Origin of the sequence: Anoxybacillus sp. UARK-01, assembly GCF_002075365.1 — a bacterium.
GTDB classification, from domain to species: Bacteria; Bacillota; Bacilli; order Bacillales; family Anoxybacillaceae; genus Anoxybacteroides; species Anoxybacteroides rupiense.
Map to the genome: position 1 here is coordinate 16,781 of NZ_NASY01000051.1, position 18,147 is coordinate 34,927.

Annotated in this window: 18 protein-coding genes and 1 pseudogene; 4 read left to right on the plus strand and 15 right to left on the minus strand. The window is 42.2% G+C overall.

Translation table 11 applies throughout. The features are described 5' to 3' along the window. Positions 1–27: 27 nt before the first annotated feature. The 4 genes from B6A27_RS16110 to B6A27_RS16125 form a co-directional block, all read right to left on the minus strand. Complete coding sequence (locus tag B6A27_RS16110) at positions 28–519, minus strand: hypothetical protein (protein ID WP_139788153.1); 492 nt, start codon at positions 517–519, stop codon at positions 28–30. A gap of 182 nt (positions 520–701) precedes the next feature. Then, positions 702–1,130, minus strand: a complete 429-nt coding sequence (locus tag B6A27_RS16115; protein ID WP_221211951.1) for a DUF6173 family protein — start codon at positions 1,128–1,130, stop codon at positions 702–704. Between the two features lie 120 nt (positions 1,131–1,250). Further along, positions 1,251–1,694: an ASCH domain-containing protein gene (locus B6A27_RS16120; RefSeq protein ID WP_080862644.1), complete on the minus strand. Its 444-nt coding sequence runs from the start codon at positions 1,692–1,694 to the stop codon at positions 1,251–1,253. Positions 1,695–2,135: 441 nt separating this feature from the next. Further along, positions 2,136–2,924 (minus strand): M23 family metallopeptidase, encoded by a 789-nt coding sequence (locus tag B6A27_RS16125; protein ID WP_080862645.1) that lies wholly within the window; start codon positions 2,922–2,924, stop codon positions 2,136–2,138. 317 nt (positions 2,925–3,241) lie between these two features. Here B6A27_RS16125 and B6A27_RS19515 point away from each other — a divergent pair. From B6A27_RS19515 to B6A27_RS16135, 3 genes and pseudogenes are all read left to right on the plus strand, one after another. After that, positions 3,242–3,572: pseudogene (locus B6A27_RS19515) on the plus strand (transposase); the annotation flags it as partial. 36 nt (positions 3,573–3,608) lie between these two features. Further along, positions 3,609–3,776: a hypothetical protein gene (locus B6A27_RS19520; RefSeq protein ID WP_483294919.1), complete on the plus strand. Its 168-nt coding sequence runs from the start codon at positions 3,609–3,611 to the stop codon at positions 3,774–3,776. A 134-nt stretch (positions 3,777–3,910) separates the two neighbouring features. Further along, positions 3,911–4,345: an HIT family protein gene (locus tag B6A27_RS16135; protein ID WP_080862646.1), complete on the plus strand. Its 435-nt coding sequence runs from the start codon at positions 3,911–3,913 to the stop codon at positions 4,343–4,345. A 172-nt stretch (positions 4,346–4,517) separates the two neighbouring features. Here B6A27_RS16135 and glnA read toward each other — a convergent pair whose 3' ends face one another. From glnA to hflX, 5 genes are all read right to left on the minus strand, one after another. Continuing rightward, the gene (gene glnA / locus B6A27_RS16140; protein ID WP_066147395.1) at positions 4,518–5,852 is read right to left on the minus strand and encodes a type I glutamate--ammonia ligase; all 1,335 of its coding nucleotides are present in this window, start codon (positions 5,850–5,852) and stop codon (positions 4,518–4,520) included. 48 nt (positions 5,853–5,900) lie between these two features. Continuing rightward, positions 5,901–6,308 (minus strand): MerR family transcriptional regulator, encoded by a 408-nt coding sequence (locus tag B6A27_RS16145; protein WP_044745291.1) that lies wholly within the window; start codon positions 6,306–6,308, stop codon positions 5,901–5,903. 77 nt (positions 6,309–6,385) lie between these two features. Next, positions 6,386–7,654, minus strand: a complete 1,269-nt coding sequence (locus B6A27_RS16150; protein WP_044745292.1) for a methionine gamma-lyase family protein — start codon at positions 7,652–7,654, stop codon at positions 6,386–6,388. 28 nt (positions 7,655–7,682) lie between these two features. Then, a complete protein-coding gene (locus B6A27_RS19280) occupies positions 7,683–7,811 on the minus strand; it encodes a hypothetical protein (RefSeq protein WP_255375097.1) in 129 nt (42 codons plus the stop codon). Positions 7,812–7,918: 107 nt separating this feature from the next. Then, positions 7,919–9,184, minus strand: coding sequence for a GTPase HflX (gene hflX / locus B6A27_RS16155; protein ID WP_221211952.1), 1,266 nt, complete (start codon positions 9,182–9,184; stop codon positions 7,919–7,921). 748 nt (positions 9,185–9,932) lie between these two features. On the opposite strand from hflX, the gene B6A27_RS16160 reads away from it, so the two are divergent. Next, positions 9,933–10,544 carry a trimeric intracellular cation channel family protein gene (locus B6A27_RS16160; protein WP_044745293.1) on the plus strand — a complete coding sequence of 204 codons (612 nt, stop codon included), beginning with the start codon at positions 9,933–9,935 and terminating at the stop codon, positions 10,542–10,544. A 44-nt stretch (positions 10,545–10,588) separates the two neighbouring features. On the opposite strand, the gene B6A27_RS16165 is transcribed toward B6A27_RS16160, so the two are convergent. From B6A27_RS16165 to B6A27_RS16190, 6 genes are read right to left on the minus strand one after another with little or no spacing between them, the layout of a single operon-like run. Continuing rightward, positions 10,589–11,743 carry a thiolase family protein gene (locus B6A27_RS16165; protein ID WP_080862647.1) on the minus strand — a complete coding sequence of 385 codons (1,155 nt, stop codon included), beginning with the start codon at positions 11,741–11,743 and terminating at the stop codon, positions 10,589–10,591. A gap of 16 nt (positions 11,744–11,759) precedes the next feature. Then, on the minus strand, positions 11,760–12,611 hold the full coding sequence (locus B6A27_RS16170; protein WP_080862648.1) for a 3-hydroxyacyl-CoA dehydrogenase family protein: 852 nt from the start codon (positions 12,609–12,611) through the stop codon (positions 11,760–11,762). Between the two features lie 11 nt (positions 12,612–12,622). Continuing rightward, the gene (locus B6A27_RS16175; protein WP_044745296.1) at positions 12,623–14,233 is read right to left on the minus strand and encodes a long-chain fatty acid--CoA ligase; all 1,611 of its coding nucleotides are present in this window, start codon (positions 14,231–14,233) and stop codon (positions 12,623–12,625) included. 6 nt (positions 14,234–14,239) lie between these two features. Beyond that, positions 14,240–15,322 carry a CaiB/BaiF CoA transferase family protein gene (locus B6A27_RS16180; RefSeq protein ID WP_080862649.1) on the minus strand — a complete coding sequence of 361 codons (1,083 nt, stop codon included), beginning with the start codon at positions 15,320–15,322 and terminating at the stop codon, positions 14,240–14,242. A gap of 18 nt (positions 15,323–15,340) precedes the next feature. Continuing rightward, complete coding sequence (locus B6A27_RS16185; RefSeq protein WP_080862650.1) at positions 15,341–16,489, minus strand: acyl-CoA dehydrogenase family protein; 1,149 nt, start codon at positions 16,487–16,489, stop codon at positions 15,341–15,343. Between the two features lie 12 nt (positions 16,490–16,501). Continuing rightward, positions 16,502–18,061: a fatty acid--CoA ligase gene (locus B6A27_RS16190; protein WP_080862651.1), complete on the minus strand. Its 1,560-nt coding sequence runs from the start codon at positions 18,059–18,061 to the stop codon at positions 16,502–16,504. Positions 18,062–18,147: the final 86 nt, after the last annotated feature.

The window sequence follows — 18,147 nt, forward strand, 5'->3', positions numbered from 1 at the left end:
GCGTTTTTAAAGAAAGGTATTTACAGATCATTCATCGACAAAGTGCGTCGTGTTAAAATAGACGTCCAGATCATGTATCGTTTGATGAATTTCATTAAAAATCGGATCGCCTTTTTTCGCCTTACTTTGAATGGCTTGATCCACTAATTTAATTGCTCTATCTAATTCAGCTTTCTTTTCTCCATTGTTATCGTATTTAATTTCGCTTAAATTCTTTTTCATTTCGTTTAAAATAGACTTATAATCCTCAGCACTAAGAGGCTTTCCGCCGTTGTTGACTTTGGATTTGTCTACAAAAATAGACGCATTCAGATGAGCAAAATAAAGATTGAAATTAGACTCATATTTAGGATAAGTATTGGGGTCCACTCCCCTTTGTAATACTTCTGGCTTTATAGCTTCCATTTGATTTTTAGGTTGAGATTCCGTATTTTTAGCAGGTGTCTTATTGAGTACGAAAAATCCGCTTCCTAAGACCACAATCAGCAGTAATCCAAAAACCACAAAAAGTTTTCTCAACGGCAGACCCCTCTTTATAATATGAATTTTATTAGTTTTACATACTATAGCAAATTTCATATTTTACCTCAATGAAAAATAAAGGACACCAAAAAACGGCGCACTCTATATCTTCCCGCTGTCTTTCCACTCAAGTAGAATTTTTTTACAGGTGTTTGATGTTTGAAATCCCCTGATATATGTTACTCATTTTCATCTAAGTTAAATCCAATGCGTCTTGGTGGACCACTTTCATCCATTTTTGGCAATGCCATTAACAAAAAGTTTATTTGTGATACATGCTGTATTAGCTCTACACGCGCGCCATTCTGTAGTCTGCCTTGAAACGTGATTAGACTAGGATTACAATAACCTATACTTTCAATATGAAATTGCAATGTTTGCCCAAATGAAACCAATCTTATCCCAACTTCATGTTCTTCGTCTAAATCTCCTTCAAAATCATTAATCATTTCGATTAATCTTTTATAGAACTCACTTGCTAAATTAGGGTTAGTAAGTGCAACGTCGGAAAAATTCAGCTTTGGTGGTTCAATAACGTTTTTCGAAAAACCAGCAGCCCGCGTTGAAAATCCGATTGATTTTGAGGATTCAAAAGCATCTTTTCTCATGCGTAATCCCCCCTTTTCCTACTTAATTCGACAAAGAGAGAGAGCTTCCTTCACACTCTAAATAAAAAGCACCCGATTATTCGGCTGCTTTAAATCAATTCCTTTTTTAAATTAACTTCTTTATTTTGGATACACTTTTTCAAACCGTTCACATACAACTAACATAGTTGGTGAAAATTCCATATCGTATTCTTTTAATGATTTGGTAAAAAACTTTTCGTGTGCATTCCACCAAGAACGATAATCACCTTCGCCTTCCGCTAAAGCAAATTCCTCTGTCACCTCATTCATCGGAACAACTTCAACGGATTGAATTTGAATGACTGCGACTGGCTCTTCCCGACCATTTAAAACAATATAATGTTCACCAACTTTAGGTATAGCTTCTTTCTCTAACTCATAAAACACGAAACCGGAAGTTGTCGCAGTTTTCTTTCCTCTAACAACTAAATCGGCTAACCAATCAGCAGAAGCTCCAAATTGAAAGGCATCTTTATATTCAATCCCCTCCTGATGAGTTGCTATACAAAAATCATTCCAGAATTGTTGTACTCTATTATTCATCCATGATCCATCCTTTAACATAAAATTCTTTCTTTGATTTCACTCCTCCACGAAAGTTTAATTTGATGTTTTCGCAAAATAAAAAGCACCACAAGAGTTCTTTTTAAATTTATGATGACATGATATTCTCAATCTTCCCAAACACTCCATAAATATATCCGCATAGCAGGCAGTATACTTCATTCAGCCTTTTATCGCCTTTTTTATCTCTTCTCACACTATTGCTTGATATAATATTTTCAATCCCACCTGTACCACAACTAGGACATGCAGGTCGATCATTCCCATCCTCTCCATTTAGAATCATTCGATAACAAAAGATACATTCCTACATGATTGGATGATTAATTGTCAGCAAAAAACAACTTTTTATACCATTTATCTCAATTAGGTACCCATTTTTTATCAAATAAAAAAGCACCCCGAAGGATGCCTTATCGATTATGGATAAATACGTTTTAGTTCATCTAATCTCCATTTACTTGGAGTTTCATATTTGATATAACCATCCATTTTTGTAATCCAATGATCAGAGCCAACATTATATTGTCCACCATACAGATCATCATATCCATAAACTCGATAAACTTCTCCAGGATTTAAGACGCGAACAAAAGTCAGCTTATCATTAGCATCGCGTTTCCAAAGATTAATAGGTTTTAAGACTGTAATTCTACCAATCTGACCTTTTTTCATTAAGTCCCCATCCCAACATATAGGGGAAGTAGTTTCATCTGGTAATAAAGGAATGGGATCTGTTGAATTTGATTTTGAGCTATTCCATTCTGGATTGTGGATTTCAAAGTGCAAGTGTTGGCCATCTGCATCTCCTGTGTCACCCATATATCCAATTTGCTGTCCAGGGGAAACCGCATCTCCAGCTTTTACACTAAAACTTTTTAGATGAGCATAAACCGTTTCAGCTGTTCCACCACGATGTTTAATAAAGACAACATTTCCATAAGAACTAGAATAATAGGCCCTTGATACAATACCAGCATATGCGGCGTAAACAGGTACATCTCCTGATTTGGCAATATCTATACCATGGTGGAAACTACCATTTCTCCAGCCATAATATGATGATATTGTACCTTGGGTGGGCATTTTATAAGGTTGGCAAGTAAAATCATCAGCTTTTACAGGCCTTTCATAAGATGGGAAAAGAGTTAATCCCAAAATACTGACTAAAGATAATGCTAAAATTTTTTTAAAAAAAGCTTTTTTCATACTCTCCTCCTAATAAGTTTATTCATGTATACATTACTAAAACTACCAAATTTATATATTTTCTGTCAACATATTACTATATTTTTTCTATTAAAATTTTATTTTGATCAACCACATAAATAGAAAATACTTTCTATAATGTTTAATATTCCTAATAAATCTGACTAAAAAACGCCACCAAGGGAGTATAAAATATTTTGTGTAAATAGATAATATAGAAAAGGAAGACTTTTTCTTGTAGAATTGAGTTACCACACAACCACTCACAGAAAAGAGGCCTCCCCTATGAATCATTTTACAACAAGTTCAAGCTCTAGATCACGAAGCAAGACACAACAGAAATTTTCCGTATCCATCTGGAAAAAGCAATGAATCAGTTTCTGGAACCGAGTTAACGGCCTTTCTCGATTACAAAAGTATGATCGTGCAGGATTCCATTCAGATAATTCTCGCAATGCGAACGATACATGTACACCCCATACGGAATACGGCGATTTACACCTCCACATTTCTCGCGATCGTAATGGAGATTTTAAGCAGCAGGCCGTATCTCCCTACAAACGATCTAACGACACGTTAGAATCTTTTGTTATTCGCATATTCCAAAAAGGCGTAACCATGGCTGAAATCGCTGATCTGATCGAGAAAAACTCTACTAATCTTATTGAATCCTTTAACAAGCAGATCAAGAAATATACCAAGCGGAAAGAGCAATTTCCTCACAAAGAAGCACTAGAAAAGTTCTTAGTTTCGCAGTTTGAAGGCTACAACCAGCGCTTTGCCATACGCTGTCACATTGGCTTTGATCAAGCCCGCGCAGAACTGCAAGCCATGTTTAAAGGCAACACGTAAGTTAATTTCTACAAGCAAAGGATATTCTTATTTACATAAAATTCTTAACGCTAGCAACGTTTTGTATAGGAGTGTTATTTTTTGTGAGTTGTGAAAAAATTGTTAGAAAGAGAGGAACACTTGGTAAAGTGTAAATGAGTAAAATGAAAAAATGTGTATTCTGCGAAATCGTTAATGGTACGTCTCCCTGCTATGAGGTTTATAAAGATGATTATGTAACAGCATTTCTTGATATAAATCCGGTAAGTATTGGTCATACCTTAATCGTCACCAATAAACATATAGAGAGGCTTGATGATATAAAAGACAATCAAATCGCTAATGCTTTAATGAATTCCTTGATAATAGTGTCAAAAAAATTAATTAAATCGGGAATTTGCAAAGACTTTACAGTAATTCAAGATAACGGATATTGGGCGCAGCAAGATATTAAACATATTCATTTTCATATTATACCTAGACACAAAGATGAGAAGATTGTCTTGAAATTAGAGACTGATTTTGTTGCAGCGGAGAATAAAAACCTACTCAAGACGTGGGAGAAAATCAAATTGCATGAGAGGTTATGAGATTAAAATTAGAGCGATAACCGCATTATATCAACGATTTTAAAAAACAACACTTCAAAGTGAATCGACATTTATTAACTAAAATCGGGCAGCTGATAAAACGCATATTCACAATCGAAAAATGCCCGATATAAAAACCCCTCAACACCTAGAGGGTCAAGGGGTTTTACGATTAATAAAGGGCCATGTATTGATCGCGTTCCCACGGATGGACTTGTGTGCGGAACATATCCCATTCAATTTCCTTCGCTTCGACGAAATGTTCAAATAAATGCTTTCCTAGCGCATGAATCATCACTTCATCGGATTTTAAATTTTGCAGTGCTTCAGCTAATGTTGACGGCAAATCAACGATTCCTTCTTCAAGGCGCTCCTCTTTTGTCATGACGTAAATATTGCGATCAACTGGATCTGGAGGAGTTAATTTGTTTTTAATTCCGTCTAAGCCAGCCGCAAGCAGCACAGCCATTGCTAAATATGGGTTAGCTGCAGGGTCGACACTGCGAACCTCAATCCGTGTGCTCATGCCGCGGGAAGCAGGGATGCGGATCAGCGGGCTGCGATTGCGCGCAGACCAAGCCACATAGCATGGCGCTTCATATCCAGGCACAAGACGTTTATAAGAATTCACCGTCGGATTTGTCACAGCTGTAAAATTCGGTGCATGCTTTAATACACCAGCGATAAACTGACGGGCAACCTCACTCAATTGTAAATCGCCATTTGGGTCAAAAAACGCATTCTCATTGTGTTTGAACAATGACAAGTTGCAATGCATTCCTGATCCGTTCACGCCAAAGAGCGGTTTTGGCATAAATGTCGCATGCAAGCCATGCTTGCGAGCCACTGTTTTCACCACAAGCTTAAATGTTTGAATATCGTCGCACGCCTTTACCGCGTTAGCATATTTAAAATCAATTTCATGCTGACCAGGTGCTACTTCATGGTGGGAGGCTTCGATTTCAAATCCCATTTCTTCAAGCTCAAGCACAATATCGCGGCGACAATTCTCCCCTAAGTCTGTCGGCGCCAAGTCAAAGTAGCCACCATTATCGTTTAATTCAAGTGTCGGATTTCCTTTGTCATCAAGCTTAAATAGGAAGAATTCTGGCTCGGGACCAAGGTTAAAAGCCGTAAAGCCTAACGCTTCCATTTCCTTTAACATGCGTTTTAAATTATAACGAGGGCATCCTTCAAACGGAGTACCATCTGGATTGTAAATATCACAAATGAAACGAGCCACTTTCCCTTTTTCTGCTGTCCATGGGAAAATCACAAATGTATCCAAGTCCGGATACAAATACATATCAGATTCCTCAATGCGAACAAATCCTTCAATGGACGAACCATCAAACATAATCTTGTTATCTAGCGCTTTTTGTAGCTGGCTAATTGGAATTTCTACGTTTTTGATGGTTCCTAATATATCCGTAAATTGCAAACGGATATACTTGACATTTTCCTCTTGGACAATGCGGATGATATCTTCTTTTGTATATTTCGCCATGCCAAATCCTCCCTATTATTCTTTATATAAAGCATAAAATAAACTAACTTAATGAAAAAAGCGGGCAATGTCGCCTTGGCGAAGCGATGCGCGATTAAAGCGTCCAGCTTGCATAAGCTCTGCTCTCAACATTTTTCGCAGTTCTTCATCTGACAATTGTTGCTTAACAACCTTTTCCACTTTCTCTCCCGCCGGCTCACGGTTCGCTTCAGACTGACGCGCTGCAAAAATCTGCTTGATTCCAGCCAGATTTACCCCTTGGTCAATCAAATCTTTTATTTCAAGAAGTCGGTCGATGTCATTAAAAGAAAAAAGACGCCGATTTCCTTCCGTTCTTGCAGGAGAAACAAGTCCATGTTCCTCATAATAGCGGATTTGACGAGCAGACAACTCTGTTAATTGCATGACAATGCCGATTGGAAACAACGGCATAGAACGTCGAATGTTGCTACTCATGTCAAACGCCTCCTTTAATCATATATTTTTATTTTATTACAATGTCAGGTAATATGTCAATACAATGTTATATTTTCTCACAAAGAAATCAAACCTTTTTCTATCAGGTGATCAAGTGCTGTACAAATCGCAATTTTTACGTGGGAGTACGTTAATCCTCCTTGTACATAGGCTACATATGGAGGACGAAGCGGACCATCTGCTGTCAGTTCAATACTTGCTCCTTGAACAAATGTTCCAGCTGCCATAATCACATCATCCTCATACCCAGGCATATAATTTGGATATGGCATAAAATGAGAATTGATCGGTGAGGCAAATTGAATAGCTTGGCAAAATGCAACCATTTTCTTTGGGTCATCAAACTGCACCGATTGAATAAGATCTGTACGCTTTGCATCCCATGCTGGATATGTATTCATGCCGACACGCTCAAGCATCGCAGCCGTAAATATCGCTCCCTTCAGTGCTTGCCCGACAATATGCGGCGCCAAGAAAAAGCCCTGATACATTTCCTGCAGGCTATAAAGAGAAGCGCCCGCTTCTGCACCAATACCAGGAGAGGTCATTCGGTAAGAGCACATTTCTATATATTCTTTTTTGCCGACAAGATATCCTCCCGTTTTCGCCAGCCCCCCTCCTGGATTTTTTATAAGAGAACCAGCAATAAGATCGGCGCCCACGTGGCAAGGCTCCCTTTCTTCGACGAATTCTCCGTAGCAATTATCAACAAATACAACTACATCTCGTTTTATCGATCTGACAAGACGGATCATTTCTTCAATCTCAGCAATCGTAAAGGAAGGACGAGGATCATACCCTTTTGAGCGCTGTATCCCAATCATCTTCGTACGCTCATGAATAGCGTTTTTCACAGCCTCAACATCTATTTTCCCCTCTGCGGTCAAAGGAACGCTTCGATAACGGATATGGAATTCTTTTAGCGATCCGCTGCCGTCTCCACGAATGCCGACAATTTCCTCAAGCGTATCATATGGCTTTCCCGTAATGTAGAGCAGCTCATCTCCAGGGCGAAGGATCCCAAATAACGCAATCGAGATAGCATGTGTTCCAGAAATAATGTGCGGCCGAACAAGCCCCGCTTCTCCGCCAAACACATCTGCATACACCTTTTCAAGTGTGTCGCGCCCGATATCATCGTATCCATATCCCGTTGTAGGAATAAAATGAGCGTCGCTGACTTGATGGCGCCGAAAGCTTTCGAGAACACGATACTGGTTATAATCGATTCGCTGCTCGATTTCTTTATGCATTGGAGCTATGCGCTCCTCTACTTCTTGAACAAGTACTGCAATTTCTTTGCCGTATTTTAAATGCTGAAACATAAAACAAACCCTTTCTATGCTGAATTTCTCAATGGTCTATGATATTCTTATCGCTTTTCCTATTTTGCGCCAAGGTCTGCGGAAAGCCCTTTAACCCGTGCCATTCGCCCATTGAAAGCCCCATTTGAAGCCAGTCGGCAAAGAGCACGAAAGCCATGCTTTTCCACCTAATTTCCCAATAAGAACGTTCGGAGACATTGCGGAAAAAGCGCACTGGGGCCAACCTGTCCGAAACTAGCCCCATTGCTCAATTCCGTATACATGCTAGAGTTGCGCAGTTTTAAGCTGTGGATACAGCGGGTGTTCTGGCAAAATAAACCCTTGGCATTCGTACATTTCTTTCTCCTCGTGGTAATGCAACGTTTGTAAAATGGTTTCTGTCTTTAATTGGGCAAGCAATTTTCCATCACACGCCGACACTGACACATCATAAGGCTCCATTGCTTCAATCATTGCTGTTTCAATAAATTGACGAAGCTGTTGCAGATCGGTTTCATTTAAAGCACTAATAAAAATCGAATCTGTTCTCGAGCTTGGGATAAAATTCTTATCAGCAAGATCTCTCTTATTGTAAATCGTGACAATTGGAATAGCTGACACCTCAAGATCTTGTAGCAAATCGTAAACCGTCTGTTCATGCTGAACATAATCCAAATTTGAAGAATCAACGACATGCAAAATCAAATCAGCCTCTTTCACTTCTTCCAATGTCGATCGAAAAGCAGCCACAAGAGTTGTCGGCAAGTCTTGAATAAAACCGACCGTATCGGTCAATAACGCTGTATAGCCGCTTGGTAAGATGAATTTTCGTGTCAGAGGATCTAACGTAGCAAACAGTAAATTTTCTTCAAATGAATCAGCGTTGGTCAAACGGTTAAATAGCGTTGATTTTCCAGCATTAGTGTAGCCAACAAGCGCGATTTGAAATGTCCTGTTTTTCTTACGGCGTTCACGATAACGCACGCGATGTTCCACTACCCATTTTAGCTGATTTTTAATCTCATCAACGCGGCGACGGATATGACGACGGTCGGTTTCTAGCTTCGTTTCTCCCGGTCCCCTTGTGCCAATTCCGCCGCCTAGACGAGAAAGCTGTACACCCTGCCCGCTTAAACGCGGCAATAAATATTGCAACTGGGCAAGTTCGACTTGCAGCTTTCCTTCCTTCGAGCGAGCTCGCTGCGCGAATATGTCTAAAATCAACTGGGTACGGTCAATTACTCTTGCTTCCAACAGCTTAGAAAGATTCCGGGCTTGGCTTGGCGATAGCTCATCATTGAAAATAATTACATCTGGCTCAAGCTGTTCCACAAGTCGAGCAAGCTCCTCAACTTTTCCTTTTCCGATATATGTCGCTGGATGGACCGCTTCCCGCTTTTGTGAAAGCTGCAAGATCACCTCTCCGTGCGCTGTATGAACAAGCGAAGCAAGCTCCTCCATCGAATATGAAAACCGATCATCATCTTCATCGGCAAGCTGGCAACCAACAATGATGACTCTTTCTCGATCGCTTTTTTGAATCTCCTGCAATATGCTCCCCTCTTTCTGAGCAACGGCTGGTCATTACTTTTTCTTAGATCTTTTATGACGAACCATGCCGTCGCTTTTTTTAACTTATAAACTTGATCATGTTGTCTTTGGCTTTGCTGATTTTTCAGCCTTAAAACACTCTCATTATATTGTTTATATCCGTTCAAGCCAACTTTCACACAGCCCTTAGGCGATTTCGGCTGCTTATATTTCTACTATAATGATTTTGTCCCCCATCTACTCAAGAAATGACATGATGGCACCTTAAAGATGGAACGACGGATCCAGAAAAGAAAAGGCTCCATTGTTTTGGGCAACCAGAGGTACACTTTGACTTCCCCTTTGCTCCTCACGCGTGACAGAATCCTGATCATCCAAAAATGACGGAACTTCATATCCATACAAATATTAACACGTTAGGTTACATTTATATAGTCCTTTATCACTTGTTCATAAAAACGATGGAAACAGACTGGGAAAATCGGGCCGTCAAATGGACATAGGGTGATTAGAAGCCGTTTATGAATATTGCTTCATTAGATATGACGAAGGATACAAATTCTCAGCGATAGAAATTTATCTTATGGTAGAATACCATATACAAGCTTTTTTCTTATGTTTTTGTCATGAAATCATATCTCATTCTCAAAATCCCCTTATAGGAAACGGCCAAAAAATGATGATTGATTTTCTTATCTATTCCGCCTAAAATGTTTACCGTAATACGATGAAGAAAGGGATTTGCCGTATGACCTGGGAAATATTGAGTATTATCGGTACGGTTGCTTTTGCCATTAGTGGCGCTATTGTCGCTATGGAAGAGGAGTATGACATTTTGGGCGTCTATATTCTCGGAATTGTGACTGCCTTTGGCGGTGGAGCGATTCGCAATTTGCTGATCGGTGTTCCTGTATCAGCACTATGGGATCAAGGTATGCTGTTTCATATAGCCCTCTTTGCTATGACCGTTATTTATCTGTTCCCGCAAAAAATGCTGCCCCACTGGCAAAGATGGGGGAATTTTTTTGATGCGCTCGGATTATCTGCATTTGCCATTCAAGGAGCTTTATATGCAGCCAAAATGGGGCATCCGCTGAGCGCTGTCATTGTAGCCGCTGTTTTAACAGGCAGTGGAGGCGGGATCATTAGGGATTTGCTAGCCGGGCGAAAACCGCTCGTACTTCGTGCCGAAATTTATGCTGTTTGGGCTATTTTAGCGGGATTAGCCGTTGGAATTGGGGCCGCTCACTCTCCTATTCGATTATATATTCTCTTTATGATCGTTGCCGCCCTTCGTATTCTATCATATACATATAATTGGAAGCTGCCGAATAAATCATTAAAAGCAAAAGCATCATAAAAAGGGGATGGCCCAAAACACTAACGCGTTTTGGGCCATCCCCTTTATGCATTCCATCGCTCAATAATCGAAGCAGTGGCCATCCCATGTCCAATACAAATCGTCAACAAACCATATCTCTTCTGTCTGCGTTCAAGCTCATGAACAAGAGAGGTCATCAGTTTAACTCCAGTTGCGCCAAGCGGATGACCGAGGGCAATCGCTCCTCCATTGACATTTACCTTCGAAAGCGGGATGCCGATTTCCTTTTGCCATGCTAGCACAACAGGTGCAAACGCTTCATTAATCTCGACCAGATCCATATCATCAATGGTAAGACCCGCTTTTTGCAAGACTTTTTTCGTTGCTGGAATCACCCCATCCAGCATATATGTGGGATCAGAGCCAACAACGGTTTGTGCGATGATTCTTGCCTTCGGCACAATTCCGAGGCGGCAGGCGGTCCCTGCGTCCATTAATAGCGCAGCAGCTGCTCCATCACTCATTTGACTTGCATTTCCGGCTGTAATTTTTCCTTTTTGCTTGAATACCGGTTTCAATAAAGCCAGCGCCTCCAGCGATGTATCTTGCCGCGGCCCTTCATCTTTTATAACAACGATCTCGTTTCCTTCTTGGTCCCGCCCGTGCACAGGTACAATTTCTTGGGCAAATACCCCCTTTTCTTGTGCCTGAAGCGCCCGACGATGGCTCTCATATGCATAGGCATCAAGCTCCTCGCGTGTAAGCCCATATTTTTCAGCGATGAGCTCTGCAGAAATGCCTTGATGCACAAATTCATATTTTCCATGCAAGGATAGTGGAATGGTCTGGTCGTTTCCGTCGCTTAAAATCGGAACTTTTGTCATACTTTCCACTCCGGCAGCAATCGTAATCTCCATATCCCCTGAACGAATTTCTTGAGCAGCGAAATGAATGGCCTGCTGGCCCGATCCGCACATCCGGTTAATTTGTACAGCGGGCACTTCGACAGGAAAGCCTGCTTCCAGTGCCGCCAGCCGCCCGATATTATACCCCTGCTCACCAATAGGAGTCACACATCCCATAACAATATCCTCAACGAGAGGCTTGTCAATTCCCGCACGATCGACTACTTCGGCAAGCACCGCGGCGGCAAGATGAACAGGATGAACCTCACGAAATACTCCATTACGCTTGCCGACAGGCGTGCGCACTGCTTCGACAATTACCACTTCTCGCACAACATTTTCCCTTCTTTCATTCGTGATATGTGTAAAATCCCTTTCCTGTTTTTCTGCCTAAATGACCTGCTTCAACAAGCTTTCGAAGTATTTGCGGCGGGCGAAAGCGATCTCCATATGCCTCTGTCATGTTTTCACTGACAAATAGCATGGTGTCCAAGCCGACCAAGTCAGCAAGCTCGAGTGGTCCCATCGGATAATTTAGGCCGAGACAAATCGCTTTATCAATATGTTCTGCGGAAGCGACTCCCTCCTCATACATCCGGATGCATTCAATCATATGAGCAGCAATGGCTCGTGTAGTGACAAACCCCTGCCTGTCTTCCACTACTACCGTTTCTTTTCCAATCTCTTGAGACAATTGCTCAATGATTCGAATCGTTTTCTCAGATGTAGGGACTCCTTTCACGATTTCAATCAGCTTCATCACCGGCGCAGGATTGAACCAATGCATGCCGATTACCTGGCTCGGCCGTTGCGTGGCTGAAGCAATCGCCGTCACACTTAACTCAGAGGTATTCGTGGCCAACACGGCTTCCTGCTTCGCATAGCGATCCAGTTGTTTAAACACCTCTTTTTTTAGTGCTAGCTGCTCTGGAACCGCTTCGATCACCACATCCACATCCTTTACAGCCGTTTGTAGATTCGTGCCTGTCTGAATTCGATTCAGCACATCCTCCACCTGCTGCTCACTCCATTTGCCAGACTTCACAAATCGCGCTAGACTTTTGCGAATCGAATCTCTTCCTTTCTCAAGAGCGGAGTCGGAAATATCGTATAAATATACAGTTTTCCCACCCATGGCCAGCGACTGAGCAATTCCGCTTCCCATTAAACCGGAGCCGATAACCGCAACGGATTGCAACATGCCCTTCCCTCCTAATTTGTATTGGTAAAATAACTACGCAGCTGCTCGCGCAATTTCGTTTTCAAAAATTTCCCGACACTTGTTTTGGGAATTTCATCGACAAACACGATTTCATCTGGAAGCCACCATTTAGCAAACTGCGGACGTAAAAAATCGTACAGTTCATCTTTTGTGACTGTTTTCCCTTCTTTGACAACCACGCAGGCAACCGGACGTTCCTGCCATTCTGGATGAGGCACGGCGACCACGGCTGCTTCAAATACGGCCTCATGGGCCATTAAGGCATTCTCTAAATCTACCGAAGAAATCCATTCCCCACCGCTTTTGATGACATCTTTCGTACGGTCGACAATCTTAATAAAGCCTTCTTCATCAACCGTTACGACATCTCCTGTATAAAGCCAGCCATCGCGAAACGATTCCTTGCTTCGTTCATCATGATAATACTCGCTAGCAATCCACGGTCCACGCAAACATAGCTCCCCCATTTCTGTTCCGTTCCATGATACATCACCGTCCTTGCCAATCACCTTCATTTCGACTCCAGGAACGAGAAAGCCTTGCTTAGCCCGAATATCCAGTTTCTCATTTTTAGATAAATGCTGCTGATAGCTTTTGAGACGAGAAAGCACGACAAGCGGGCTTGTTTCTGTCATACCATATGCATGGACAAACGGAATCCCTCTTTCTTCAAAAGCGCGAATCAGACCTTTTGGAGCTGCCGCCCCTCCGCATAAAATACGCTTCACACTACTTAAATCATAGTCTTCTTTCTCCAACTCCTTTAGCAAGCCAAGCCACACCGTCGGCACTCCGGCAGCAAGAGTCACTTTTTCCACTTCCATCAGTTCCGCTAAAATTTTCGGAGTAAAGGCTGCACCAGGCATCACAAGCGTTGTTCCAAACCACACGGCAGCAAATGGAAGTCCCCACGCATTCACATGAAACATCGGCACCACCGGCATGGCTACATCGGTTTCGGATAAACCAGCGCTATCGGCAAGCCCCAGCGCCATACTATGCAGCACTGTCGCGCGATGCGAGTAAACAACCCCCTTCGGCCATCCCGTCGTTGCCGAGGTGTAACATATGCCCGAAGGACTATTTTCATCCATATTTTTAAGAAAGGCAAAATGAGCCTCTCCTTTTTGCAGCAGATTTTCATAATGATAGACAGGGGACAAAGACGTCTCTGGCACGCTGTCCTCTTCTGTCATCACAATAAAGGCTTGAACATTAGGAATCTCGTTTTTTATGTTTTCAATGACCGGAAGAAAATCTTCATCAATCAGCAGCACACGGTCATTTGCATGATTAATAATATAGGCAATATGCTCTGGAGACAGCCGAATGTTAATCGTATGCAGCACAGCTCCAATTCCCGGAATAGCGAAATACGCCTCCAAATGCCGATGATGATTCCAAGCAAGCGTACCGACGCGATCCCCTATTTCCACGCCTAGCTGTTTTAGAGCGCTTGCAAGCCTTCGCGTCCTTTCACCGATTTCTCTATAGGTATGGCGAACAATACCAGATTTCATCCGGGAAATAACCTGCTTTTTTGGAAAAAGTGCTTCCGCTCTCTCCAGCATCGTCGCGATATTTAATGGCACATTCATCATCGTTCATCACTCTCCTATTGAATAAATGAAATCCTGCTTGTGCTCATTGATTTTTGGTGCATGTGACCGCTTTTTGAGCAACTCGCGATCATAGCAAGTCGCCACTTCTATTCGATCCTCCTCTATATGAATCATTTTTCGATACCGTTCGCTCGAAAATAAGATTTTTGCTTCATCTGTTTCGAAAACAGGAGTAAGGCAACAATCAATCTGCATACTAAACTCCGCCCATTGCTCTAGTGTTTTCGATTGGAACAGCTGCTTGATCTCCCGAAAGATGACGTTATCATCATTCGCCGGAGAGATATGGTGCTCGCACCATTCAGGGTGACCTACAGCCGAACAGAAATTTTTCCAAAAGTTCGGTTCAAGGGCGGCTAACGACACGTATCTCCCATCTTTTGTTTCGTACAAATGATACGAAACAATGATACCTGCAAGCAGCTGAATGCCATTTTTGCTTTTCGTTTTGTGTTCCTGCACAAAATGGTTAGTCATCAATGAAAGTAGTCCATCCACTAGCGAAAGATCGAGATATCTCCCTTTTCCTGTCCGCTCACGTGCATATAAAGCAGCTATCATTTGCTCAACAGCATGAAGGCTGCCAATGAAATCCGCCATCGTAATCGTCGGATGGACAGGGCGTCCTTGAGAATCCTTTAGCTGAGCTAATACACCGGTAAGCGCCATATAGTTCAAATCATGGCTTCCTAATAAAGAAGCAGGGCTATTCTGCCCATAGCCACTAATGGAGCAATAAATAATGGCAGGATTTATTTGGCTGATCTCATCGTAGCCCAAACCGAGTCTTTTCATAACGCCAGGGCGAAAGCTTTCAATGATCACGTCAGCCTCTTTTATTAACGATTTTGCAATTCGCACATCCTCCTCCAGCTTTAAATTGAGAGCAATGCTTTGCTTGCCGGCATTATTGGCTGCAAATATACATTCATCAGCCAGCTCGCGCATCTTATCGCCTGTTGGCGGTTCGATCTTCACTACTTCTGCTCCTAAATCGGCCAAGCGAAGGCTGGCAAATGGACCAGGAAGATAATGAGAAAAATCGATGACTTTTACTCCTTCTAGCAAATGATGTTCCTCCTTTTTCTATGAAAGGTTTAGATTTTTAGCAATGATCCTTTTCATCATTTCATTTGTTCCCGCGTAAATCGCACTGACTGGAATGTCACGATATCGCCGCGCAATCTCGTATTCTTCCATATAGCCATAACCTCCATGCAGCTGCATCCCTTCTGCCGCTATTCGCTTGGCCATATCAGTAATCCACCATTTCGCCATCGAGACAGATGTGACTACATCCCTTCCATCGATATGCTGTTCGATGACATGGTCAAGAAAGGTCCGACCCAAAGCAATTTCGGTTGCCATTTCAGCCAGTCGAAACTGGATTGTTTGAAATTGACTGATTGCTCGTCCAAATGCCTTTCTGTTTTTAACATATTCTTTGGTCAGCTCAAACATTCTTTCCGCTGCCGTTTGCGCAGCAATCGCCACAATCAAGCGTTCCTGCTGCAGCTTTTCCATTAAGGAATAAAAACCGTGTCCTTCTTTGCCGAGCAAATTGGCTGCTGGAACTTTTGCATCGCTAAAAAAGAGCTCGGCTGTATCCTGTGCATGCAGTCCCACTTTCTCCAGTTTTCTGCCCCGGGTAAATCCAGGCGTACCTCGTTCCACAGCCAATAAGCTTATTCCTTTATAAGGCGGCACGGCTTGCGGATCGGTTTTGCAAACAACGATGACTAAGTCGGCATGAATGCCATTCGTGATAAACGTCTTCTGTCCATTGACAACATAGTAATCGCCATGTTTGATCGCCGTTGTTGAAATATCCGCTAAATCAGATCCTGCCCCCGGTTCGGTCATCGCAATGGCCGTGATCATTTCTCCTGTTAAGCATTTTGGCAGCCATTTTTTCTTTTGTTCCTCTGTTCCATAATAGTAAATATATGGAACGACAATGTCATTATGCAGGCCAATCCCAATCAGACTTGATCCTATTTTTTCTAATTCTTCATTAATGACCACAGAATAACCGAAATCAGCGGATAAGCCGCCGTACTTCTCACCAATCCACGGACAAAGAAAACCGTTATCACCCATTTTTCTCCAAAAATCACGCGGAATGAGGCCTTGTTTTTCCCAATCTAAGTAATAGGGTGCTGCTTCTTTTTCCAAAAATTTTCTGAAGGAGCTGCGAAAAATGCGATGCTCTTCACGCAAATAGCTTGCTGCCATCTTCTCATCTCCCTATGATTTTGCTGATTGGTTCATTTGTTCGCGAAGTAAAAATTTTTGGATTTTGCCGCTTGCATTTCTCGGCAGCGCATCAACAAAATAGTAGGCGCGCGGTCGTTTGTATGGAGCTAGCTGGTCGCTGTTTTTGCAAAATCGCTCAAGCTCTTCTGCTGTTAAATTGGGATCTTTTTTAACAATAAAAGCCACAACCTTTTCTCCCCACTTTTCATCCGGCTCCCCAAGCACAGCAACATCCAGCACCCCTTTATGCTCATAGAGGACATCCTCGACTTCGCGTGGGTAAACGTTTTCACCACCGCTGATCACCATATCATCTACGCGATCTGCCACATATAAATATCCATCCTCATCCATATATCCTAAATCTCCCGAATGGTACCAGCCTTTATACATCGCTTTTTCTGTTGCTTCTTCGCGGTTGTAATAGCCCATCATCATGCACGGTCCTTTCACGATGATCTCGCCAACCTGCCCTGGAGGCAGCACGTGATCGGGGTCGGACGGACCATCTTCTTTCGGCTGCACAATGCGAATTTCATGGTTTAAGCAAGCACGGCCAGCTGATCCAGCCCTCGTTAGTTGCTCATCCTCTAGCAAAAACGTTACGGCCGGTCCCATTTCTGTCATTCCATACGCTTGAATCAGATCAATTCCCAATCTTTCTTTGCACTCCTTTACAAGCACAGGAGCCATTGGGGCGGCACCATATAAGCCAATGCGAAAAGAGGATAAATGATAGGCGCTTATATTCTCCTGAAGAATCATGTTCCACATGGTCGGTGCGGCAAATAGAGAAGTAATCCGCTCTTTTTCAATGACCTCAAGCACTTGCTTTGGATCAAAATGATGAATAATGACATTCGTGGCTCCCGCATGCACGCGCGGCAAAAAGCAGCAATGTAATTCAGCGCAATGAAACATGGGAGCAGCAACAAGTCCCCGGTCGGTTTCACGAATGCGCATAATCGAGTTACAAATCAAGCTCTGCTCAATCATCTCGCGATGCCGGTGCATAACACCTTTTGGTCTTCCCGTCGTTCCACTCGTATACATAATGGCGTAAAGATCATTTTCTGATACATCGCTGCGAGGAGGTTGTGATGAAGCGGTATTCACTTGTTCCCAGTAATTTATCGCATATGGTGGTGTATCGTTATCAATATACCAGAAGGAAATATGAGGAAATTCATGGTGAATATGTGATATTTGCGGTTCTACGGCCTTTTCAAACAAAACTATTTTCGGAGCTGCATCCGCTAAAATGTAAGCGATTTCTTTCGGACTCAAACGAAAATTGACTGGATTGAATACGGCCCCAATTTGGGCGCATGCAAAAAATGCCGTTGCTAATTCGCTAGTGTTTAACAATATGGTGGAAACACGATCACCTTTTTTTACTCCCATACCTATGAAGGCATTAGCAAGACGGCTGACTTCGTCTGCCCATTGTTTGTACGTATAGCGAATTCCTCTTCTTATATCGACAAGCGCTTCTTTTTTTGGAAATTTCCTTACCGTTTGTAAAAATACTTCGCCAATCGTAATAGACATTCTTCTCCTCCTTTTTTATTAAAATATTAAGACAATTAATAATTTTATGTATTCTTTTTTGTGCAATAAAACTCCTGCCTCTCTGC